The organism is Paraburkholderia sp. RL17-381-BIF-C, assembly GCF_046026435.1.
Classification (GTDB): Bacteria; Pseudomonadota; Gammaproteobacteria; order Burkholderiales; family Burkholderiaceae; genus Paraburkholderia.
Genome location: NZ_JARESX010000001.1, coordinates 31,018 through 53,776 on the forward strand (window position 1 = coordinate 31,018; position 22,759 = coordinate 53,776).

General features: G+C 58.6%; 20 protein-coding genes and 1 pseudogene. 7 read left to right on the forward strand and 14 right to left on the reverse strand.

Annotated features, from left to right (window positions below):
• Positions 1-23 precede the first annotated feature (23 nt).
• Positions 24-779 carry a Mut7-C RNAse domain-containing protein gene (locus P0D70_RS00135; protein WP_091798270.1) on the forward strand — a complete coding sequence of 252 codons (756 nt, stop codon included), beginning with the start codon at positions 24-26 and terminating at the stop codon, positions 777-779.
• 138 nt (positions 780-917) lie between these two features.
• Positions 918-1,196, forward strand: coding sequence for a hypothetical protein (locus tag P0D70_RS00140; protein WP_091798267.1), 279 nt, complete (start codon positions 918-920; stop codon positions 1,194-1,196).
• A gap of 153 nt (positions 1,197-1,349) precedes the next feature.
• On the opposite strand, the gene P0D70_RS00145 is transcribed toward P0D70_RS00140, so the two are convergent.
• Both P0D70_RS00145 and P0D70_RS00150 read right to left on the reverse strand, forming a co-directional pair.
• Positions 1,350-1,562, reverse strand: a complete 213-nt coding sequence (locus P0D70_RS00145; RefSeq protein ID WP_091798264.1) for a hypothetical protein — start codon at positions 1,560-1,562, stop codon at positions 1,350-1,352.
• Positions 1,563-1,786: 224 nt separating this feature from the next.
• Positions 1,787-2,539, reverse strand: a complete 753-nt coding sequence (locus tag P0D70_RS00150) for an IclR family transcriptional regulator domain-containing protein (RefSeq protein WP_091798262.1) — start codon at positions 2,537-2,539, stop codon at positions 1,787-1,789.
• Between the two features lie 288 nt (positions 2,540-2,827).
• Between P0D70_RS00150 and P0D70_RS00155 the strand changes: the two genes are divergently transcribed.
• On the forward strand, positions 2,828-3,760 hold the full coding sequence (locus tag P0D70_RS00155) for a DMT family transporter (protein WP_408181368.1): 933 nt from the start codon (positions 2,828-2,830) through the stop codon (positions 3,758-3,760).
• A gap of 98 nt (positions 3,761-3,858) precedes the next feature.
• Here the strand turns inward: P0D70_RS00155 and P0D70_RS00160 are convergent, their stop codons facing one another.
• From P0D70_RS00160 to P0D70_RS00180, 5 genes are all read right to left on the reverse strand, one after another.
• On the reverse strand, positions 3,859-4,110 hold the full coding sequence (locus tag P0D70_RS00160) for a hypothetical protein (protein WP_091798257.1): 252 nt from the start codon (positions 4,108-4,110) through the stop codon (positions 3,859-3,861).
• Positions 4,111-4,889: 779 nt separating this feature from the next.
• On the reverse strand, positions 4,890-5,576 hold the full coding sequence (locus tag P0D70_RS00165) for a DUF2242 domain-containing protein (protein ID WP_408181371.1): 687 nt from the start codon (positions 5,574-5,576) through the stop codon (positions 4,890-4,892).
• 163 nt (positions 5,577-5,739) lie between these two features.
• Entirely contained in the window at positions 5,740-6,393 is a 654-nt protein-coding gene (locus P0D70_RS00170) for a lytic transglycosylase domain-containing protein (protein WP_091798254.1), read from the reverse strand.
• Between the two features lie 115 nt (positions 6,394-6,508).
• Positions 6,509-7,771 carry a cytochrome-c peroxidase gene (locus tag P0D70_RS00175; protein ID WP_408181374.1) on the reverse strand — a complete coding sequence of 421 codons (1,263 nt, stop codon included), beginning with the start codon at positions 7,769-7,771 and terminating at the stop codon, positions 6,509-6,511.
• An 8-nt stretch (positions 7,772-7,779) separates the two neighbouring features.
• A complete protein-coding gene (locus tag P0D70_RS00180) occupies positions 7,780-9,009 on the reverse strand; it encodes an alkaline phosphatase family protein (RefSeq protein WP_408181376.1) in 1,230 nt (409 codons plus the stop codon).
• A gap of 305 nt (positions 9,010-9,314) precedes the next feature.
• On the opposite strand from P0D70_RS00180, the gene P0D70_RS00185 reads away from it, so the two are divergent.
• The 4 genes from P0D70_RS00185 (at position 9,315) to P0D70_RS00200 (ending at position 12,636) form a co-directional block, all read left to right on the forward strand.
• Positions 9,315-9,575, forward strand: a complete 261-nt coding sequence (locus P0D70_RS00185) for a DUF6723 family protein (protein WP_091798249.1) — start codon at positions 9,315-9,317, stop codon at positions 9,573-9,575.
• A 98-nt stretch (positions 9,576-9,673) separates the two neighbouring features.
• Entirely contained in the window at positions 9,674-10,276 is a 603-nt protein-coding gene (locus P0D70_RS00190) for a hypothetical protein (RefSeq protein ID WP_408181379.1), read from the forward strand.
• A 121-nt stretch (positions 10,277-10,397) separates the two neighbouring features.
• Positions 10,398-11,195 carry a hypothetical protein gene (locus P0D70_RS00195; protein ID WP_408181381.1) on the forward strand — a complete coding sequence of 266 codons (798 nt, stop codon included), beginning with the start codon at positions 10,398-10,400 and terminating at the stop codon, positions 11,193-11,195.
• 25 nt (positions 11,196-11,220) lie between these two features.
• The gene (locus P0D70_RS00200) at positions 11,221-12,636 is read left to right on the forward strand and encodes a DUF1254 domain-containing protein (protein ID WP_408181383.1); all 1,416 of its coding nucleotides are present in this window, start codon (positions 11,221-11,223) and stop codon (positions 12,634-12,636) included.
• Positions 12,637-12,952: 316 nt separating this feature from the next.
• On the opposite strand, the gene P0D70_RS00205 is transcribed toward P0D70_RS00200, so the two are convergent.
• The 7 genes and pseudogenes from P0D70_RS00205 to P0D70_RS00235 all read right to left on the reverse strand — a co-directional run bounded on the left by P0D70_RS00205 (position 12,953) and on the right by P0D70_RS00235 (position 21,132).
• Complete coding sequence (locus P0D70_RS00205; RefSeq protein WP_408181385.1) at positions 12,953-13,426, reverse strand: hypothetical protein; 474 nt, start codon at positions 13,424-13,426, stop codon at positions 12,953-12,955.
• A gap of 68 nt (positions 13,427-13,494) precedes the next feature.
• A complete protein-coding gene (locus tag P0D70_RS00210) occupies positions 13,495-15,867 on the reverse strand; it encodes a TnsB C-terminal domain-containing protein (protein ID WP_408181387.1) in 2,373 nt (790 codons plus the stop codon).
• On the reverse strand, positions 15,864-16,850 hold the full coding sequence (locus P0D70_RS00215; RefSeq protein WP_408181389.1) for a TnsA endonuclease N-terminal domain-containing protein: 987 nt from the start codon (positions 16,848-16,850) through the stop codon (positions 15,864-15,866). The genes P0D70_RS00210 and P0D70_RS00215 overlap by 4 nt, the downstream gene beginning before the upstream one ends.
• 10 nt (positions 16,851-16,860) lie before the next feature.
• The gene (locus tag P0D70_RS00220) at positions 16,861-17,892 is read right to left on the reverse strand and encodes a hypothetical protein (RefSeq protein WP_408181838.1); all 1,032 of its coding nucleotides are present in this window, start codon (positions 17,890-17,892) and stop codon (positions 16,861-16,863) included.
• Between the two features lie 81 nt (positions 17,893-17,973).
• Positions 17,974-18,321, reverse strand: a pseudogene (locus tag P0D70_RS00225) (hypothetical protein); the annotation flags it as partial.
• A complete protein-coding gene (locus P0D70_RS00230) occupies positions 18,212-19,144 on the reverse strand; it encodes a TnsD family Tn7-like transposition protein (RefSeq protein ID WP_408181391.1) in 933 nt (310 codons plus the stop codon). The gene P0D70_RS00230 and the pseudogene P0D70_RS00225, both read right to left, overlap by 110 nt.
• Before the next feature lie 665 nt (positions 19,145-19,809).
• Positions 19,810-21,132, reverse strand: a complete 1,323-nt coding sequence (locus P0D70_RS00235; protein WP_408181393.1) for a hypothetical protein — start codon at positions 21,130-21,132, stop codon at positions 19,810-19,812.
• Between the last annotated feature and the right edge of the window lie 1,627 nt (positions 21,133-22,759).

Sequence of the window (22,759 nt, forward strand, 5' to 3'; positions counted from 1 at the left end):
AAACACGGTGCGATACTGCGGTGATGGTGACCGCGACATTCCGCTTCTACGAGGAGCTGAACGATTTTCTCGCGCGCCCGCTACGCCGGCGCGCGTTCAGTTATGCCTGCGCGCCGGGCGCCACCGCCAAGCACATGATCGAGGTGCTCGGCGTGCCGCACACCGAGGTCGAGCTGATTCTGGTCAACGGCGAGTCGGTCGGTTTCAATCATCCGCTCTCGGACGGCGATCGCATAGCCGTGTATCCGAAGTTTGAAGCGCTCGACATCCAGCCGCTTCTGCGCGTGCGCGAACGGCCGCTGCGCGTGGTCCGCTTCATCGCCGACGCGCATCTGGGCGGCCTCGCGCCGCTCCTGCGGCTTGCCGGCTTCGATACGCTGTACGACAACCACTTTCCCGACGCTGACATCGAAGCGCTGGCCGCCGCGCAACAGCGCATCGTCCTGACACGTGACCGCGAGTTATTGAAACGCCGCAGCATCACGCATGGCTGCTATGTCCGCACGCTCAGACCACGCGAACAATTGCGCGAAGTGTTTGAACGGCTCGATCTGGCCGGCAGCGCGCAACCGTTTCGCTTGTGTCTGATGTGCAATGTGCCGCTACGGCGCATCCCCAAGGAGGAAGTCGGCACGCGCGCTCCCGACGGCGTGCTGGAAAGGCATGCACAGTTCGTTACCTGCGACGTGTGCCGTCGCGTGTTTTGGGAAGGCACCCATTGGCAGAGAATGCGCGCGCTCATGGACAGCGTGGCGGCCGCGCCTGGCCGGTCTGCCTGAGCTCCGATTGAGGTGCTTACTCTGGATCCCACTTTGCGCGGCGATCGATGCAGGTGAAGCCCCTGGCGCCGCGCGCTCGCCCGACGTCCGGCGCGGTGCGTACAATGCGGGATTACTTATCTGGCAGAGGCCTTCCGTATGGCGATGAAAAAGACCGACCTTGAAAAGAACAAGGCACTCAAGCTGAACAATGCAATGAAGCTGTCGACGGCCGACCGTTTCGGCAAAGCCGCGGCCGCAGAGCCGAAGCTCGATCGCCGCGAACAGCGCAAGCTCGATCAGGCGCAGGGCCTCGTCGCATTCGCGTGCAAGCTGAACGGCGATTTGGTGACCGAGCTGAAAGAGCGGGCCGCGACCCATCCCGAAGGAATGAGCGGACTGCTGAACGAAGTCATCAAGCGTGGCCTGGCAGGCTAATCGCCGCGACAACCGCGCCCGGAATGCAAAAGGCCAGAGCACGAGCTCTGGCCTTTTTGCTTACGACGCCTTCATCCGGATCACATTGCACCTGCCGACAAGCGGCTCGGAACGGTCAACCGGCGAGGCTGGCCCGAAAAATCGGGCCGCAACTTAGTTTTGCGTGCCCTTGTCGTTCGTGCCAGCTGCCGAAGCGGCTGCCGAAACCGGAGCGCGCTTGCCGTGCGTCTTCAGCTTCTTGACGTGATGCTTCTTCGGCGCGCTTGCTGCAGCAGCCGGTGCTGCTGCGTCCGACGCTTGTGCGAAAGCTTGAACGGAAACCAGCGCGATCGAAGCGGCTGCGAGCGAGACGATAACTTTTTTCATGTGTTGTTCCCCAAACCTGGACGACTGAGTCAATGTGAATGAATAAGCTGCACGGTGAAGCAGACAGGGCTTGAGGCGCCTTCCCGCTCCCCGCGGGAGAGTATTACGCAGTGTAGGCGGTTTGTCATGCCCAAAACTCGATATGTATTTTCCGGGAGACAGCTTGCTTTCGACACGCTTTCACTCGTCAAGCGCCGCTTACCAGGGGATTCACCTAGACCGCCTCAAACCAGGTTGCGCAACAGGCTGGCGTTCTCCAGAAGGGTCGGCAACACGCGATGCAACGCGGCGTTCGCCGACTCCTGTCCGATCGGCATGCTGACGCTGATCGCCGCCACGACCGAACCATGCCGGTCACGCAACGGCACCGCGACGCCGCGCACGCCCAACTCCAGTTGCTGGTCGGTGACCACGTAGCCATTGCGGCGAATTTCGCCGAGCACATCACGCAACTGTTCGATCGTCGAGTAGGTGTGAGGCGTGAACACCTTGATCGGGTAAGACGCGAGCCACTGCTCGATGCTCTCCGGCGCCTGAAACGCCAGCAAAACCAGTCCCGCCGACGACAACGGCGCGGGCGCGCGCGAGCCGAGCACGAAGCCGACCGCCATCGCCCGGTTCACGCCGTTGCGCGCCACATACACCACGTCGTGTTCATCGAGGATCGCCACCAGCGCGGTTTCCTGCACCGTTGCGGTAATGCGTTGGAGAAACGGCTGCACGGTGCGCGGCAAGCGCGCTGAATCCAGATACGACTGGCCGAGCCGCAAGACACGCGGCGCGAGCCAGAATAGCTTGCCGTCGGTGTCCACGTAGCCGAGTTCGCGCAACGTCAGCAGATAGCGACGCGCCGCCGTGCGCGACAGGCCCGCGCGCCCAGCCACCATGGTCGGTGTCATGCGGGCGTGCTCTTCGTCGAATGCTTCGATGATCGCCAGCGCTTTGGCCGCGCCGGCGATCCAGTCTTTCTCATCCATTGCGTTTGCCTGAAAATCAGCCGGCTCGCTGGGTCAGTCGTGCACTGAACTGTTGGCCGTCGCGCGATTATCGCCCGAGTCGGGCGCGCTGCGAACGAGATGCATCGATCGGATCATTCAAGGTCGAGTGCGTCTGATCGAAGATGCCGATAGTGAGGGATGTCCGGACATCAGCCCTCGCGGTGCACACGTATCATGTCTGCGGCCGAACGGCGACGCGCTCATCGAGTCGACGCCGCCAGTCAGCCGCGAACGCGTTGTCATCCCATCGAACCTGAAAGACCACCTTTGAAAGCCGAAACCCGCCAACACCTGCATGCCAATATGCTGATGCTGATCGCCGCAATGATCTGGGGCTCAGCGTTCGTCGCGCAACGCCTGAGTCTCGACGCGATCGGACCGTTTCTCTTCACGGGACTGCGCTTCCTGCTCGGCGCACTCGTCGTGCTGACGCTGATTGTTTGTGTCCGGCGCTCCGCGCTGGCCGAACTGTCGAAGCGCGAACCCGGTGGCGCTCGCGAGCTCTTAGGTGCCGGCGTGCTGCTCGGCGTGGTGTTGGCCGCCTCGATTTCGTTGCAACAGATCGGCCTGCAATACACGAAGGTCGCCAATGCGGGCTTCATCAGTTCGTTGTACGTGGTAATCGTGCCGCTGCTGGGCGTGCTGTTCAAACATCGCACGGGAATCGGGACGTGGCTCGGTGCGGCGCTCGCGGCGGTAGGCATGTATTTTCTGAGCGTGAACGCGCAGTTTTCGATGCTGTACGGCGACTGGTATCAACTGGCCGGCGCGCTCGTCATCTCCATCCAGATGATGCTGGTCGGGCGCTTCGCGCTACGTCATGACACGCTCATGCTCGCACTCGTGCAGTTCGTGACGTGTGGGCTAGCGTGCCTTGTCGTCGGTCTCGCCGTCGAACCGTTCAGTGTGGCGGTAATTACACGTGCTGCGCCGACCATTTTGTACGGCGGAGCGCTGTCAGTCGGCATCGCCTACACGATTCAGGTGGTCACGCAAAAGCATGCGGCGCCGTCGCATGCGGCGGTGATCTTCAGCATGGAGGGCGTGTTCGCCGCGCTAGCGGCCTGGCTCGTGCTTGGCGAGACACTGTCGGCGCGCGCGCTGTTCGGGTGCGCGTTGATGCTGGCGGGATTGATCGTGTGTCAGGTGATGCCGGCATGGCGACGCGGGCGTGAACGCTTGCCTCATACATCGTCCTGAATGCATCGGCTTGAGGATGTAGACGGTCGACCTATCGCGTGTCGAGGAGTGCGAGCTATTTGCGTAGGCGGTCGGCGTTGCTGGATTGCTGGCCGTCTTCACGCAGCTCGCGACTGCGCATACAAAGCCGGCGTGTCCGCGGTGGGCGGAAACACACACCAGCAGCCGTCGTCGTGACGAAAGAAGAACAACCCGCGTGAGCCCGCCTCGAGCGACGTCTCGACGCGTACATAGCGGCGGCCACCCAGGCGGGTACGGCTGAATTCGGTGACATGAACCGGTACGGAAGGCTCCGGCGCAAGCCATTTTTCCACTAGAAACCGCAGCGACTGTTCGCTTGCCATTCTCATGATCCGCTCCGGGCCGGCTTGTCTTGATGCGCGTCGCGCGTGGGATCGGTATTGTCGTCGCTATCTGCAACGTCCGCGTCGTGTTCAGCGGATGCGAGCGTAATGGCCCGGTTGGTGGCTGCCGCCCGTAGCGTGCTGCAATGGGTGGCATGTCGAATATCCGAGAGAAGACGGACAAGCTGTCGTGCTGTTCTACGTTTCATTCCACACCCCCGCACCGCACCATTAACTTCAGAAAACACTTTAACTCTATGCCTGGATCGGCCGTTACCGAAATGGTTTTGACTAAATAGCAACAGTCGCGCTTGCAAAAAGAGAGACGCAATCTTTGTACCGTCCGTCTTGAATGTGCGCGTCTGGGCGGCTGCGGTCTGTACGGTGGCGAGCGCATGGCGAAGTTGAAAAACCTGCCCGGCAGCAGTTGAAGAAAGGGGCTAGAAGGCGAGTTATCCACAGTTTCCTATGAATAACTTCGGGATAGCGCGTGGAACAGCCTGTGTGCGGAATCTTGATAAGACGGCCCGTCAGCCAGGCGCCATCGAAGTTATCCCAGAGTTGTATTTTTTCTACAGAGGTGTTCCGCAGGGTTATGGAGTTTGCATGACATTGATGTGACGGAACATTTGGGAGTTATCCACAGAAGGGGTTAACCCTTGTTAACTATTACTACATATATATACGTATGAAGTAAAAGACATAGGATAAGTGATGCTTCGCGGTGAGATTGAAGGCTGATCAGCGCTTGATCAACCTCCACCCGGCGAACTCCCGTAGATCACTCAAGGCGCCACGCCGACTCCGCTCGCCGGTGGCACGGACGCCGCCGTGCCGATCGCGTCGGGCATCTCGCGAACAGTCGCCGGAGCCGCCGCTTGAACCGGCACCGGCAGGAGGCGCGTCTCGATGCGGCTGTTCGCGACCGGCTGCGTGCGCACCACCGTTTGCAGATAGTGATCGACAAGGCCGAAGAACCGGTCGTAGAACTTGCCCGAGGGAATCGTTTCGCTCGAGATTTTGACCATCGCATCGCTGTTCGAGCGGATCGGCAGCGACAGCGAACCCAGCACACTCAGCCCGACACTCGCCGAGGTGTCGCTTTTCTTCAGCGCAAAGCCGTTCTGAACGGCATTGACGTAGACGATGCTGGTGTCGCTCGCCTCTTCCCCGGGCGTGCAGACCACGTGAAATTCGACGACCACGTGGCTATCGCCGGTCGGCTGGAAATTCTTGGTGCCATCGACGGTGTCGTTGCGCGTCATCGTCGTCAGATAGCCTTGGCTCAATAGCGCACGACGCGCGGCCTCGCAGGTATCCGTCGCGCTCGAATTGAAATTGCGTGCATACGGGCTCGCGCCAGTTTCGAACAGTTCCTGTTGGAATTTCTGCTGCGGCGCGCTGCTACAGGCGGCAAGGGTCAGCAGGCCGGCGAGCGCGGCGGCAGGGGCTTTAAAAAACGAGGTCGGCATGGTCGATCGGAAGAGACGCCGCGTGAGCGCGAATGGGAATGCATTGTAGAGCGGTTGCCAAATATGCGTAAAAAGCACGCACTCCGGCATATCACGGGACGTGACAGCGCATTACCACGGCCGCGACGCCGTGAGAGAAGAAACAGCAAAAACGGGATGTCGCTCAGTGCGACGTAGCGGGAAGTCCCATTGACGACGCGGTCGCGCCATTTTTCCCGGCGGCGCTGACGGCCGGAATCGTGAACGCATCGGCCCAGCTATCCAGCGCAGCGCAATGGTCGGGCGCGGGTTGCGCCGCGCACGCGACAGCCTGCGCATCCGCCTGTCGATCAGAGTCTTGAGGCGTGGCGACCGCCGCGAAATCTTCAACCTTCAGGCTCACTTTCTGCGCGTAGGCCTGCGAGCCGCCGTAGCTCTTGAGCGCGGCGTTCATGTCGCCGTTGGCCGAGCGCATGTAGCCGTAGAGAATCGCCGAACCCACTTCGATGTTCGCGGTCGGCTCGGTGAGATCCTTGACGTTCCTCAGCAGCCCGCGATGCGCGCCAGGCACCACCTGCATCAGCCCGGTCGCGCCGTTGGCGCCCTTGGCCTTTTCCTTGAAGCGGGATTCGATCGAGATGATCGCCAGCAGGAGCGCCGGCGGGAGGGAATATTTCGAGGCGGCGGATTGCACCGCGTCGGAAATCTTTTCAGCCTTTTCCTTTGCCAAGCCGAATTTATGCGTGAGATACGCGGACATTCGCTCGGTGTTTTCGTCGGCCGCCGCGGTCTGCATCAGGCCGAGCGACAGCACGATCAGGCAAAGTAACCGGCTCATAACGGAGGACGGGAAAGAAAAGGGGATCCGGCCATTATAGCTCTGCCCCCAAATTAGACCCAGAACGAGCCGAAATTCGTCTTAGGAATTGCGGCCGCCCGTGCTTCTTTCGCGTTCAATGCGTGGGTTTCGGCTTTGGAACGTAATCGTCGTTCAGCGTGGCGAGGAAAGCGGCGACATCGTCGATATCGCGCTCCGACCAGACCGGACGCTCGCCGGCTTTGCGTGTGAGCGGCTCGTCTGTCGTGTCGACGTTGACGCGTAGCGCGACGGGCAAGTCGTTGAATTTGTCGATCTTGCCGTGCGCATCTTCTGGATACCACTTCGCCGGATTGGTGTCGCGTTGCACGTAGAAGCGCAACGCGTCCTTCAGCGTATGGAACCGGCCGTTGTGGAAAAACACCTGACGCGTCGCCGTATTGCGCAGCGAGACCGATTTGAAGAGCCCGCAATTACTTTTGTCGCTCGCCTGATCGGTGCGCAGCGGTCCGCACAGACCCATATCGAAGTACTTCGGATCGGAGTTGGCCCGCAATTCCGGATTGCGCGGCACGCCGAGCGCCTGGAAGTTGAAGTCGGTGAAAAGCGGATGGGAGCCGTCGGCGCCGACCTGGTCGATATGGCAGGAGGCGCAATTGCCACCCTCGGGATTGTCGAACAGCTTTTTGCCTCTCAATTCTTGTGCCGTTAGTTGCAATTTACCGTCCAGATAGTAATCGAACTTGCTCGTGTACGGATGGAAACTCGGGTCTTCAAGCTCGAAACGCTCAATCGCGTACATGGCCTGCGTGAACGCCTTGGCGCGATCAACGAAGATGTTCTGACCGAAGACTTCCTTGAAACGCGCCGCATAGGGCGCGTGCTCCAGTTTTGCGAGCACGGCCACCGGATCCGTGTTGGCCATCTCGTTGGGATTGAACAGCGGGAAACTCGCCTGATCGCGCAAACGGTTGAAGCGCCCGTCCCAGCCGAAACCGCCCACCGGCGCGTTGTCCGTTTCGCTCAGACGCTCGGACAGACTGGCAGCCTGCGCGTGGCTCCACATCGGCGTGCGGTTCAGCACGTAGCGCAGGCTCGGCACGGCGCGCGTGCCCTGCGAGTGCATGTCCGCCCCACCCAACTGTGCCGCGAGGCCGTTGGGCGGCCCATACGCATGCGACGGGCTATGACAGCTCGCGCACGACATCTTGCCCGAGGCCGACAGCGAGGCGTCGAAGAACATCAGCTTGCCGAGCGCGGCGGCGTCGCTATAGGCGGGGTTCGTAGCGGCCGGCGCTGCCGCGGCCGCACCGGACATCAGCGCGGCGCCGAGCAGCGCGGCACGCGCCGCCCAATTCACGCCGGCGCGCGCGGTCAATCGCATTGCAGAAGACAGCATCGAATCGCTTACAGGTTCGTGAAGATGTCGCTGCCGAACCCGACGAGGCCGGCCTGGCCCGCGTAGCCGAGGTGGTCCAGCTGGAAGATGTCTTCAATGCTCTTGAGCATCGAATAGTGGTTGTACTGCACCGTCGATACCGTACCCGGCTTGATGAATTTCGAGATCATGACCGCGCCGGTCTGGTCGCCGCCGAAGCTCTGCTTGGTCAGGTTGATCGTCAAACCCTTGTACGTCAGCGAAGACGTCTGCGGGAACGACGGCAGATTCGGCCCCGGCTGCTGGCTGCAGCAGGTCGCGCCGGTGAAAACCAGATCCTCGCCCGTGCCCGACTGCGTCACCGTCGCGTAACTGCTTTCGTCGAAGTTGATGATCAGCAAACCGTCCTGCTGAAACGCCGGCGACGCCGTGATAATCGGCACCCACTTCTGGAGAAACGTGTTCGCGCTCGTCAGGCCACCCGGCTGGCCGTTCACGCACGGCGCGTCATGGCCGTCGTCGCACAGGTTCGGCGTGATGAGGTTGAAGTTGGCGGTGGTCGAGATCGACTGCAGGTCGGTCGTGAGCTTGTTCAGATTGACGACGTTCTGCCCGCAGTCCGCCGAGTCGATGATCGAGTGGAAGTACATGAACGGGTTGTGACGCGTCGCGTACTGGTCGCCCAGCGGCACGGCGGCGCTCGGCGCTTCGGCAGACTGCGTCAGGTCGGTCGTGTTGAGCGTCGGGTGGCCGCAAGTGGCGGCTTCACGCGTCGGATCGTTGCCCATGTCGCCTTCATAGCCCTTCCACGTGTAGCCCGCGGCCTTCAACTGGTCCGGCAACGTCTTGACGCTCGCCGGGTAGACGCAGCCCGAGCCGATCGCCTGGCCGTCCGATGTCACGCCCGTGAGCTTGTAGTCCTGATAGGTGATGCAGTCGTTATCCGTTTCCGGCGTCGCCGCCTGGCCGCTGATCATCGAGATGTAATTGTCGAGGCTCACATGCCCCGTGCCGTAGTACTGCTGCACCATCGCGCCCTGCGAAGCGAGCGTCTGCGACAGATACGGCGCCTTGCTGTTCGCACCGAAGGTGGTCGCGTAGTTTTCGTTCTCGAGCGTGATGACGAAGACGTGGCGGATCTGCTGCTGACCGCTCAATTTGAGCGACGAGGATGACGATCCGCACGCGGCGACGATCAGGCCGATCAGGACCGCGCAAGCGACCATGAAGAATGCACGCAAGCCGCTGCGTTGTGACATGGAGTGCCCCTTTGTATTGGCGTTTTTAGTGGGGACAAACTTTATGCAGCGCGTATGACGCAGCCGTGAATCGCACTACATTCTTGCCATATAACGGTCATCTCGCGCGGCACATAAACGCGCCTGACGATGCCGGCGACCGGCTTGATCGACGGCCGCTCGCCGGTTCGCTTGTGGACCCACCGGCCGAATCCGCCGGGATTTGAGACAATGAAACCCGCCGGCGAATGTTTTCCCGGTACAACCGGGTGTAGGCTTGGCGTTCTTGCCTCTGTCGGCCCATTGAACAAGCGATGTTTTCAGGTATGGCCAAGACCGCATTTATTCCCAGCGTCCCCGCGACGTCCGAGGACGATTTTGAAATTTCAGCGACGTCGAAGCTCGCCGGATACAAGCGTTTTTTCGGCGTGTTGAAAGTGGTTCGAACCACCGACGCACGCGTGCTCTTTCCGTTCGACGGCGCGCCAGAGCTCGGGCCGTATGCGACCAAGCTGGAAGCGATTGCGGCGGCCCAGGTGTACGGCGAACACATTGTCGCCAGCGACCTGGCGCGCCCGGAGTTGTAGGCGCGAGAAGTCGCCGTTTTTGCGTTGATCGCTGGGGTTTTTCGATTGCGTTGCGCGCTTGCGTTAATCGATCGTGATGATCACTTCGGGAGCAGCGAATGACCTGTCCGCGCAGATTCGCTTCATCGGCCGCTGTCATGTGGCGGGCGGCCGCGCTGGTGAGCATTCTCACCGTTGCGCCCTGTCAATCCAGCTTCGCTCAGGACGCCGATGCCCACGCCGGGCAGCAGGCGCTCGCACGCGCCGAGCTCGTTCACGCTCAAGTCCGTGTGGTCGCCATCGACACCGCCACGAATAGCGTCACGCTGCGCGGCCCGCGCGGCAACCTGGCGGACGTGGACGTCAATCCCGCTCTCGCGGATGTCAGTCGGCTCAGAGTCGGCGACAAGCTCAACGTTGCGTACCAGCAGGCGCTGCTGCTTAGCATCGACAGATTGTCCACCAGGGGTGTGCGCGAACGCGTGGAGACGACCGCTGCGATACCGGCTTCGGCAGGCTATGCTTCGTCGGCGCATAGCGTGAAGGTGGTCGCGACGGTCATGAAGATCGATCGCAAGAACCGCATGGTGACGCTGCGTGGCCCAAAGCATCAACAGGAACTCAGGGCCGCAAAGGGGATTCCGCTTGGACAGTTGAAAGTCGGCGATAGCGTGCGTGCGGAGTTTGTTTCGGCGGCAGCGGTGGAGTTGGTGCGGGAGTAAGGTTGTTTGCGGGCAACCGTAGGCCCGAAAGAAAGACCTGGCCGGTGTTTTTTCCAGCATGCGATCCAAACGGGATAGGGCATTGTGCGTTCAAAGCGGTCGTTTCTCCGGGGTTCAAACGATGAGAAGATCCAACCTACGCAGCCAGTCTCTTTGCGCGATATTGTTCGGCATGCTCGCAAGCAGTGCCATCGCACAAAGCTCAGCGGACGACGCGAACAGGAGTAATAACCCGCTCAACGCGGCGCCCTCGTTCAACATACAGAATTACTTCACGCCAAACCTGTTCGGGGTCAGCGGTCACACCAACGATTTACTTTTGCGGCCGACAGTTCCGGTCGGCCCGATTGGGCCCATTGGCGTCCCACAAATTTTCCGGGCGACGGTGCCGGTCAGCACTCGCCCGGACGCCTCGGGCGGCTACAACACGGGCCTTGGCGACATCAATCTGTTCGACATTTTTTTACTATCGCAGTCGGATATCCAGATAGGTGTCGGCCCGTTGATCACGGCGCCGACCGCCACGGACCCAAGCTTGGGCACAGGGAAATGGCAGGCGGGACTTGCCGCGGTCGCCGTCAGTGCCACGAAGGCGCGTCTGCTCGGCGCGCTTGTACAGTGGCAGCATTCCTTCGCTGGCCAGAGCGGGCGACCCACAACACAATCGCTCACGGCCCAGCCATTCGGCATCTTCAATCTACCTGACGGATGGTACATCCGGTCAACCGGCACATGGACCTTCGACCTCCAGCGTGGTACGTATTACATTCCGGTCGGCCTCGGTGCGGGCAAAGCATGGAAGAGCGGCTCGACCATCTATAACGCATTTATCGAACCTCAGTATTCGGTGGCTCACTCTGGCGCCGGGGTACCTCAGTTCACGCTATTCGCCGGGCTGAACCTGACATTCGGAAAATAACGAAGCGACTCTGAGAGGTTAAATAGTGAAACTTTCCAAGCTCTTTATTTCCACCTCGATATGCTTATTGATTTCCATGGGAATGTGCTGCCTGACCTCTGCTCCAGCCAGTGCAACAACGGCAGCGACATCGGTAACGGCAACTCCTGAGGAAGCCAGGACGATTGCAAAAGATGCGTTCATCTATGCGTATCCGATGCTTTACAACTACAAGACGATGTACGAGCAGGCGATTGACCCTACTGCCAAGGCCTACGTAGGGGGATTTGGGAAATTCAGAAACTATTCGCAGCCCTATGGCCCTGAGAACAAGGAAATCGTCACTCCAAATAACGACACGCCTTATTCATGGGCATGGCTCGACCTCCGGCGAGAGCCTTGGGTGCTGACTGTTCCTCCGGTACCCGAGAATCGATACTTTGTCTTTCAATGGATTGACCTGTTCACCTATAACTTCGCCTACGTCGGCTCGCGAACGACGGGCAACCAAGGCGGCCACTACCTGTTTGCGGGACCGAACTGGCACGGCGAGACGCCCAAAGGTATCGACAAGGTCTTCCGTTCGGAGACCGACTTCATTCTGACGCTGGGACGCACAGCATTAAATGGCCCCGGCGACGTGAGCGCCATGCAGGCTATCCAGAAGCAATACCGCCTCACGCCGCTTTCTTCGTTTGAGCATGTCAAGGCACCGCCCTCTGTTCCAAAGGTGGCCTTTCCGAAGTGGGACGAGCCGAAGGCGACATCCATCGACTTCATCTCATACGTGAATTTCCTGCTGCAATATACGCAGCCGCCTGCGCCGTCGGAAGTCGAACTGATGGAGCGGTTTTCAAAGATTGGTATCGCGCCCGGCAGACCCTTTGATGCTTCCGCGCTACCAGTTGATATACGGCAAGCTATCGAAGCAGGTGTGGCGGATGGCAAAGCTGCGCTAGCCGATGCGGAAAAGCATACGACGAGTTCCTACGACATCTTTGGCTCCCGGCAGGAGATGAACGGCGACTATATGAAGAGGGCTGTCGCCGCGGCCATGGGCATCTACGGCAACACCAAGGAAGAAGCCGTCTACGTAGGCACGCGCGTCAATGCAGACCGCGAACAGTTGCTAGGTTCCCAGCCGTATGTCATTCACTTTGACAAGAAGGACTTGCCGCCCGCGAAGTTCTTTTGGTCGATGACAATGTACGACCTGCCCGGACGTCATCTCGTGGCGAATTCCATTAATCGTTATTCGATTGGTGACCGCACGAAGGGCCTGAAATACGGTGCCGACGGTTCTCTCGATATCTACGTTCAGCACGACTCGCCCGGCAAGGAGAAGGAGTCGAACTGGCTGCCCGCACCGACGGGCGCATACAACGTCATCGCCCGGATTTACGGCCCGGGACAGTCAGTATTTGACGGCACCTGGAAATTCCCCGTCCCACAGAAGCAGTAAGCCTGTGTGGAGGGATCGGAGTGAGACATGAATGGAAAGGCGGCGACGTGGGTCACAGCGGTTTTGCTTGCGTCGCTCGCGAGTCGTCGTGCGCATCGGAATTAGATGCGTTTACAGAAGCCGGATTTTGAACCACATCGACAAAACGTCATGTGCAATGAATGCCTTACGGAAAGCGTAAACGCTTCTGGACACACGCAAGTCGCCCCGAAATCTCACGAGAATGACGCCAAGCTGAATTTGCCCAGCACCGGAGTCAAAGCGTTTACGCGCCGTCCCCCTTGGCTTCCGTGGTTTTCCGTAGAAAGTCGGGCCGTCACAGACCATCTTTCCCAAATGCCCTGCGGCACTTGGCAATCTTCTTCGATGTCGGACGGACCGGGAGCGTGCGCATGTGGACGCGCCACTCGTCGAATTTCGCACAGAAATCGTCCAGACCGTCGTCCGTCGGTGAGTGCTGACGCCGCGACGGCTGCAAAGCATCAAGAATGGCCATCGCGCGATTTACCGACACGTGCAGAGCGGCAACCAGTGGACCAAGCTGCATGTCCATTCGCTCGCCGAACGTATCAGGGTCAAGCTCATCGTCCCAAACCGTTACGGTAATCCGGTCATTCATCAAGTTATCGCCGAGGTCGTCCCAGTCTCCGTAGCCGCACATCCGCGCAAATATGTTTCTGGCGCGAATCGTTGACAGTCGTCGCACGCCCGCCACAAGCCTGAGCCGCTGTGCCATCTCTTCGCCGTAGCGCTTAGACGGAGGAAAGAAGACCGCATCCCAACCGTTCATAATATCCTCCTAGAAAGAGCCGGCAACCCTGTGCGGGCAAGCCAGCCCATGACCTTCCTTCGCGGGCGTTAATGAAGATGCGTCCCTGCATCGCCACGGCTACGCGCCAGCTTTTTCTCCCGGACTCTTGCCGCGTATGCTTGGTCAGCCGCAGTTGACTTTGACGGCTCCGTCGGCGTGGGCGCAACAAGCTGCTTGGTATCAATGCCGGCCGCGGCGGCCTGCTTATCGCCCCATTTGCGGTCAAACTGTGCAGTCGCCCGTGCCTTGGCGTCAGATACCGAGGTCCCCTCGAGCTCGATAACGTCGCTATGTGCCTGCAAGACCTGCTCGCGCGCGGTAATCAGTTCATCTTGCTCGACCGTCACGCGGTCACGGCTCGCCCGCCTTTTACTGTCGGCCGCAGGTTTCAGCATGGAGGCAACTTCTAGCGTCATGTCGAGCTCTGCCCAAGACATTTGGCGGATACGCATAGCATCAGCCTCAATTAACTTCAGAAGGCCTTCCTCTCCATTGGGCATCTTCCAGATAAGACAGTGAGGATTTCCCTCCAACCGTTTGACGGACACCACAAGTGGACCGCGCTGTTCTGTTGGAATTTTCACGTGGTTGTTCCAGAGTGTCGCCAGGTCCGCTGACCCATATCGAACCTTGCGTTTGAAATGAACCAACCCTCGGCGGACCTTATATCTCTTCCAAGGTACAAATCTAGCGAGCACGTCCCTCTCCGTCCATTCCCTCCGTGCGTCACCTCGCCGCGCCAACTTCGCTGTCTGAAAGTTTTGCGCCGGTGTGCCTTCCCAACCCTCTTTCATAGCAGCGTGGCCACGAAGATACGACCTGTCTGATGTGAGGTTGTGATGCTGCATAGCCTTGTAGATAAGCGTTTCGAGCTGCCGTATCGACACACCGCGCGCTCTTCGGGCGCGTCTGCGTTCTTCCTGTTGGACCTTGTCATGCTTCCGGTTATGGCCGCTGGGTTCCTCCTCACAGAACTGCACCATCAGCGAGTTCAAGTTCTCTCCTACCGGTTTGTAGTCTCCTCGTCCTGGCGGCGCCAATTCGTACGAGAGCCTCATCTCCCCGCAGGCGACCTGAACGTTGTCTTTCGCTGGTCCCGCGCCGTTGTCGACAAACACCCCATCTATGTTTCCATGGACGAGCCCATCGCTCGACTCAAGCCCCAACTCCTTTGCCCGCCCAGCCTTGTCTAAAAAACATGAGGCGATGCATCTGCGATAAGCAACCGCGTTCTCACCTCTCAACACAATTTCCGCGGCTAGTACTGCATGAGTATTGCGGGACACCGCAAATATCACCTTCACTTGAGTGGTCTTCCACTTGTTCCTGACTTTCACTCTGATGAAAATTTTTGGGGTGAAGCCGTCAACATCGACAATCTCAATTTTCCCTTGAGTGTAGTCAGTGGCCGTACCCACTCGAGCACCGCAATATTGTTCATGAATCACTGTCCGATTTCGGATGGCCACCAGGTCATGCTCGACTACCAAGCGCCTTGAGTGGTATCGGAAAGTGTCGACCGTCGGAATCTCGCGCTCGTCGATGCCCACGTAATGCTCAAGAACAAGCTTGGCGTACGCCCTTCCTAAGCTGAAGCGCTTGTTGGCCCAGTAGCGTGTCAGCACATCGACGAAATTCTTCTCGTCATCGAGATTCGTTGGCCGACGTCTGTATTTGACAGGCTTCCCGGTGACTTCGCTTCGTCCCTTGGCTCGAGCCTCCTTATCGGACAATCTGCCCGGTTTGATTCGCAACGTCCCCACGCGCGTCCTGATGCGCCCACCTTTCTCGTTGTGTTGCGCCAGCATGGCCCCGGTTTCGCCTGCGAAATGGCAAAACTGATGGAAGAGCTTTCTTACGTGCGACTCCCAACCGCGCGGTTTGCCGAGCGAATCCCGGACAAAGCGCTGCGCTTCGAGTCGCGCCTGGGTGTTCACCACCACCTCGTCGTTGAATACTAGGTCCTTTTCCCGGCCCTTTCCTCCAATGTCCAGGAAGCAAAACGCTTGCACGACTCGCTCGCGCCATGCGCGGCCGTTAAGCCCCTTCGTTAATTCCTTTGGAAGCTCAGTGAGCGGTTTCGTCATGTAATCGGGCACTACAGATTCGTCCGCACGTCTGATGTCCTTTAGTGGGGAATCGGGCGCGTCGGCGGCCCACACACACCACTCTCCCGGCCCCATCGGTGCGCCGTGGGATACGAGCTTAAGCACATGAAGCTGTCTGTCGACGGCATTCCAGCAAATTGCCCGATAGCGCACGGTTTCTCCATCGCGAAACCGTTTCAGCATCGCAAATCGAAACAGGCCTTTGGGCCATTCTTCCTGCGGTTGCTGAAGGCGTACTATCGTCGCAGCGTCCGCAACACGCGGCTTCAACTTGGATACGGGCGTGAGCCTTTCAGCTTCGGACTGGCTCATGCTCCAGACCTCGCTTTGGCGGCGGCCCTCGTACGCCGGCCGCTACGAACGAGATGCAGCCTCAAGTTCGTATCCAGCTCCTCGTTGTGGTCAAGCTGGAGGAAGCCGTATGCAACCGACGCCGCGAACCTGTGGTACGCCTCGTCGAGACCAATGCACATTGTGCGCGAGACACGCTCCATGACCGCGTCCAGGCTACCTCGGCTGCTGCTACGAATGACAATAGGCGCAAACTCTTGCGCGGCAAAGTAGAGGGACGGAAGGTTTTGCTCGCGCGCGAAAGTGAGGACGAGCCTCAGGTTTCCAAATTCCGTCATCGATATTGCATCACCTCGAATGAGCTCCCATGTCCATCCTCTTTCTGCCATTGCAGCACGTTCACGCTCCTCGCGCCTGAGTTGCTCGTCTTTTGGCAGGTAGCTGCCATGCTTTATGGAGATGGCGTGATACTTCAGCTTAAAGTCTGGCGGCTGGACATACGTGACGATGACATCGATTGTCATCAGGTCCGAACGGCGCATGCGCTCACCTTTCGCCTCAGCGCGCCAATACGCTTGGCGGTCGTAGATGCCATACTGCTCGCGAAAGTCCCAGACGGCTGGATGCAGTGCGAGCTTCACCATCACACGAAACTCGGACATCGACAGCGCCTGGTGCAATCGGTCCAGCTTGAAACCTGGAATAATCGCGCGCGTGCTTATCAGTGGCGTACGCGCCTTTAGCAGCGGTGTGTATGCGTCTCCGTGTGGCCATCCGAACGGGTCGTGCGCCGGCAGGACAATTTGGAACGGCGACACGAAAGGCGGCGTCAAATCAAAGATGTGAAATCCTTCCTTCGCTTTGACCGGCACTTCGGGAACGACGCCATCATCGTACTCGAAGTCAGGATGTCGCCAACGTTGAGCCGCGACGTCGAAAGGTGAGATGTAAGTATGTGAGCGGCGACCGCGCTCACCCGGGCGGCCGGTTTGACGCAAGACCATTTGAATCTCCTTAGCTGTTCGCAACATCGGAAGTCGACGTGGTGGGCGACCGATAAAAGCGTTGTATGGACCGGGCGCTTGCTGGCCTGTCATATGACGCGATTCGTGCTTTCCACTCCGCAGCAGTCTCCACATTTCGCTTCAGGGCCTCAGGCACACCCACCAGCTTTTCAGCCATACCTTTTCCACTCAGCGCCTTCGGGCGGACAAATCCCCGCTGTAGTACGCGCCGGTCGATGCGCCCGGGATACCGAGTCGCACGCAAAAATTCCGCACGCGTATCGATGTACTCGACAAGCATCTCAGCGAGTGCCCGATTTCGAACGCCATTCTTAAGAACCATCGGCACGTCGTGGCCGGCTGCCGCAAGTGAGTTCTCAGTCAAGACGTCATTAGCCGTGGTCGGCAGAAGTCGCATCAGCTGAACATGACTTAACTCGGGACGCTCACGCCGTAGTTCGTCGTACTGGGAGGCATAGCGACTGAACAAGCTTTGGAAGTTCCGGTTGATGTAGCTCTGGTGATACATCGTCCAGTTCTTGTGTGGTGTCCTTTTGACAGGATTGGATTGCTTTTCAATGGCTGCCGGATTCGGTGCGTTCATAAAAATTTTCTCCACGTGTTCCCAGCTTGCGTTCAGGGCCCTGAGCATGCCGATTGCTTCAATTGGGTGACGAAGAAACTGTCGACCCTTGAGGATGTTCCCGAACGTTTGACTACGTTCAATTGCGATTCCGGTGCGCTCGACAAGCGGTCGAAATGAGTGTTGCGCGAAGTACTCCTTGGTGGTATCCCAGAAAAACATACCGCTGCGTATGAGTCCATGCCTGGTTGCCGCTTCCGCAATTGCCTGGGCTACGCTGGCATGGTTGAGATGAGGGAGGTAGTCAGGCTCCAGCAGCTTCGATGCGATTCGAGCGACCTCGACTTCTGTTTCCGCATGTCTGTCCAGGAGTGATGTGGCCTCGGCAATGGGTCTGAGACCGCAACCACAGTGATAGCCAGCGTGCAGGACCCGCTCGGGATGCTTCTCGTAGTCCATACATAGTTCGCAAGCTTCATACAGCGGCAGCCCGTGAATTCCGCAAAACATGCTTCCGGGCAGCAGATGGTTTCGGCGCCAAAACGGGCGACCGCAGCAACCAATGTCCTCTTCCAGGCACCGCAGGCATCGCAGCAGCCGATGCCGGGCCCAGCCCGACCTTGGCCCTGCCATTCCCTGTTTTGCTTGTAAGCCAGCGACCGGGCCGTCAAGGAAATGCGCCGTGACACAACGGAAATCTTCTGGCGGGATGAAACGCGAGGCGAGCGGGGAAAGAGTGTTGTTGGTAAGAACATCATTAACGGACCCGACAGTAGTCTCAAGGAGTTCTATCACCGGACGCATGCGGCTCGGGAGCATCCATGCGCGATTCGGAGAGAGGTTGTGTTTCGCCACTGCTCGGAGGCGTCGAAGGTACAGGGTGAGCATCTCCCCCTTGGAGATAGAAAGACCCAGGCCGGGGCGGTATAGACGCCTTAATTTCATGTGTTGTCAGCGAGACCTTGAACCCAAATTTAGAGACCGTTGCAATGCGCAACCTTGCAGCGCGAGACACTGTTGCGATGTCCAGTGACTTGCCATCGCGAGCGAGTTGTTCGAGGGCAAAGCCGACGCGTCGGCTAACGAAGAGCTCTTTCAAGCCTGGCAGTTGCGCCTGGCGACCCACCGCTGGCGGCATCGTGGGCAGTCGATTGAAAAGATACTCATTCATGCCGTACGCAAGGCGGGTTTGGTATGCAGACGGGAGTGGCTCCCGACCATCGTGATGCTCACGAAGGTCGACGTCGCCATGGTTGATGGCAGCGTTGATGAATTCCGGAATCTCATGGAATCGCCGTCCGCCTGCAGGTGTTGCGGCTGGGCGTTGGCGGTCTTGCAGCCACGGCCGGTCATTCCGGTACAGCCAGCTCCAAACGTCGGGGAGCGAATGCCGCAGTTGTGTTCGCGTCATCTCCGGGTGCGCAACGCTCTGTTCGAGCCATCTTGTTCGTTGTGACGTTCGCAAGGCCGCATCGACGTCTACTGGCGACGACGGGGAGTGTGGCCGCCGATGCGATGTACAGGCGGCATCAATGTCGCGGGCAGCGTAATTGAGCAGGACCAGCATCGGGGCCGGCGCCGCGCGGTCCGCCCGTTGAACTGCTTCGATGCAGCAATCGAAAAAACTCGGGTCGTGCACGAAATGGCAGAGGCGTTCGTCCTCAAAACCGGCGGAGAACAGTTTGCGATACGAGTCGCGCAGTTCCGCCATCCGCAGTCTCCCGTACTCGGTGACGTACCCCTTCTCACGGAGAATCCTCAGAATGCGAGGCCAGAGAGGCTCATGCGGAGCATCTTCGCTGATGGAACAACCGAGCTGTGCATATCGAAGTGAATTTTCGGCGCGAGCCTTGTTCACTTCCCTCGACAGGAGCATTTCCAGTCTGCTGCATTCAAGGTCACAAATGAGCCTGCAACCATGCCAAGGACACCTCGTCGCGTAAGGGATACAGTGCGCGCAGTAAGACACCCTGCGTCCGGCGGTCACGGTGGCAAGGAGAGTGCATTCCGGGCACTGCAGTCCGTACCGGTTGCCAGATTCGAACCCCGGCAACATCCGCGGAAACATAGTCCGACTCGTTGGGTGATACGCAATACTGCGCGCCGCTTTCTCCGCCATGTCTGCGGACATCCCGCACGTCGCGAAAGAAAGCAGACTATGCTTTGACAGTACATGCAGGGGGTCACCATATGCCAAACGGGTTGCTTCGCAGAGGCCGGCGGACCTGCACGGCAGCGTGCTATAAAGGAGTAAGTCGCCTCGAATTGCACATCGGAACATGCTTTTAACAGCCTTGTCGCCGGTGGTTCTGGCCACCATATCCGTGATGCTTGTGAGCGACTCTCCGGGTTCTGCCGGGATGTAGGTAGGCCCGTTCATGAGGCCTCTCCAATCAACGGCAGAAAAAGCGAGCCAGAATAGCTCTCGTTGACCGCCGGAATCGCCATGATGGACGTATCAAGAGGAATCCAGTCAGCGTAACGCAGAGCGCCATCCCGTGCGGTCGGACGATTCGCGCGGACGTGCGCGACTGCTCGGAGTGGGGCACGTTCAAGTTTTAGCGCCTGTTCCGCGAAGGAGGACAGCCGCTCCGGGGTGAGCTCTTCGCCGGCATTCAGCTCACGACGTTCATAGATGTGCCGGACGAGTTTTGTGGCCACCTCGGTGTGACCGCGCGAGTGGTTCCACAGCTCTTTGTGCAGCCAGTCGGGCATGACGTGGTTGAAGACGAATCGGAGATAGTTGTCCCACAGATACTCGGTCCACAATCCCCATTGGGCCTCCTCGAGTTCGAGCGCTGCGATACTGACGCCTCCCTTGCTATAGAGCGATGAGGCTGTGGCTCCAAGTTCGACAAGACGAGAGGCCGCTCCCGTGGACCCAAGGCAGACAAGAGGCACGCCTGAAAGCTTCGCGAATTGAGAAAGCTCGCCGAGGAGGACCGAGGCACCACTTTGCTCGAGGGCTTTCGCAGTGATGTCCGGAACGAGTATCACGCCAATGTTGTGCCGGATGCATAGAGCACACATCGCGAATGCGCACTCATCCGGGAGCCGGTGGAACGGGCCGGTCGTTTCATTTGCATAGCCCGTTTGCGCCGCAGTGTCGATTGCGTGTAGCAGAGTTTTCACGAAGCGCTTCGGGGAGCCATTTGGCGGAAACCGGACCGTGAGCGACTTGACCTTGTTGACTTCGATTTGTCCTCTGTGCGGAGTGTTCACATAGAACCACTTGCTCTCCGTGCCAACATAGTCTTCGATAGCTTTCACCAGTGTGTCCTGGCCCATCTCGGCGGGCATGAACACGAAAATGCCTCGAGCTCCGTCATTGCGAACAGATATAGCTTTTGTAGATATGGCGTGCCCGTGACAGTCTTCGGTTTCAGCTAGGACGGCTGATGCGTTAAACATCAGGCGCTGGTACTCAAAATCAGCCGGATTGCGCTCAAGCGCACTGAAAAACATCGCCTCAACGATTGCTCGGGTCAGATGCGCTTGAACTGAGGTGGGAAAGTTGGCAACGCCGTCAGACTCCATGCGGCCATTGCCAAGCCGGATAGGCTCTACGGTTAGCCTGTCCATCGCATCGTCGAATCCATTCCAAACCGGTAGGTAGTCGAGGCAAGGGTTGTTTGGAACCGGGGATGGCTGAAGCATCTCGATTACGCCATCAGCGCCGCTCTCTTTGGTCGTCATCACGCGGACTCCCGATTCGGGAACACCGCACCGCGCAGTTGTCGAGATGCAATTCGTGTCGGGAGGAGGCCGATTCCCTCGCCGGCTGCCGCAAGCCAACGCATCCCCGGGGCAAATGCGCTTCCGCGCTGGCGCGAAGGGAATAGAACTGCGCTTCGTCCGCCGATAGACGCATCAGCGCGCCAGCGACACGATTGTCCGCAGCTATGAATGTTGGTTGGCGCCACATTGGGCGATGAATCTAACTTGCTGAAATACAACACTTTTTTGCCTCTCACGATTACAAATTGGGGACGAGAATGCCCCTGCCTTCCGGGCGGAGGCATAGGCGCGAGTTGACGCCAGCGCTCGCTCATGAGAGACTGCAGTTCTGTGTACTGCGGTGTATCCCTCTTGAGGGCGCGCCACGACAAAAGGGGACGGTTGCCGCTGTCCCTTTTTTCGTTTACCGGTCGTCTGTGGTCGATTGAATCCGTCGACGCGGCGGTGATTTATTTGCCTCTTACATTTCTTACTCCTAGCGCGATTCCGCGCCGGTTCGATTCACCGCGATGATTGCCGTCATCGCGATGCCTTGCATCTGATTCCCCGGGCCCGTGTTCGTCAACTACCGTGCACAAACCCGTTTTCCCGATACGCTCGCTAATTAGAGTTACACGTCCTGCTGGAACAAAACCCGTTGGCCCCGCATTGGCGCCGCTTAGAGGTGCGCTTCGCGCGCCGAGTCGGACACACCTGCAGTATGCTTATCCGGGCGCCGGGCTAAACAAACTTCAGCCTCGAACGTTTTAGATAACTTTAGAAGTGCCCCCTTCCGTATCTTTTCTCCCGCGGCACGTCCTTGGGCCCCATGTGATTCAAAGTGGAGGGGATAATTTCACGCTGAGCGGTTCGTTGCAAGAGGCTATGCTTGATTCCCGGCGCCGCTCGCAACAATGTCGAGGCGTTTTTCCTTTCTGAACAAAGAATTGGCAGCTTCAAAAAAATTTAAATCTTTTTTGAGCCAACTGGACTTAACGCGCTTCCGATACAGCGAAAATTCGGATGCACAATTCCCGACGTCCGTCAATAACCCCTTCATACCTCTAAAAAAGACCTGTATTTCTTAAAATTTAGATGATTTATAAATCACTTACAAATCATGTGTTTATGAAATTAGGCATCCTTAAAATATACACCGTGTACATTGTTGTGAGCGCAATGTTGACGACCTAAAGTCGAGCACGAAAAGCTTATTCCATCGGGCTTCCGTGCGGTCGTCTCAAAAAATCTAAAGTGAATTTACTGCGCAATCGTAGCCAAATCGGACCACCGCGTTCGGGCTATCACTTTAGATAACCTTATGCGTCTTCTCACACTGGACGCTATGAGGGCTGAATAGACGCCAGCTGTAAGACGAAGCCCATTTATGGTTACTCGCCCTTCCGCTTTGAATGAGCGAGTACACGCGTGTTCCAGTGCCAACCGCATTGGCCCAAAATCTCCGCGCTGCGCGTGTCCACGCGGATTGCTATCAGAGGTCCGGCGCATTACGGTCGGCGGACCGCACGCAAAGGTGCGCAAATGCCCGTTCAGTTTGCAAACGTTGCATTTGAGTTGCTTGATATGCACCCCTGCAGTCCGGCAAATG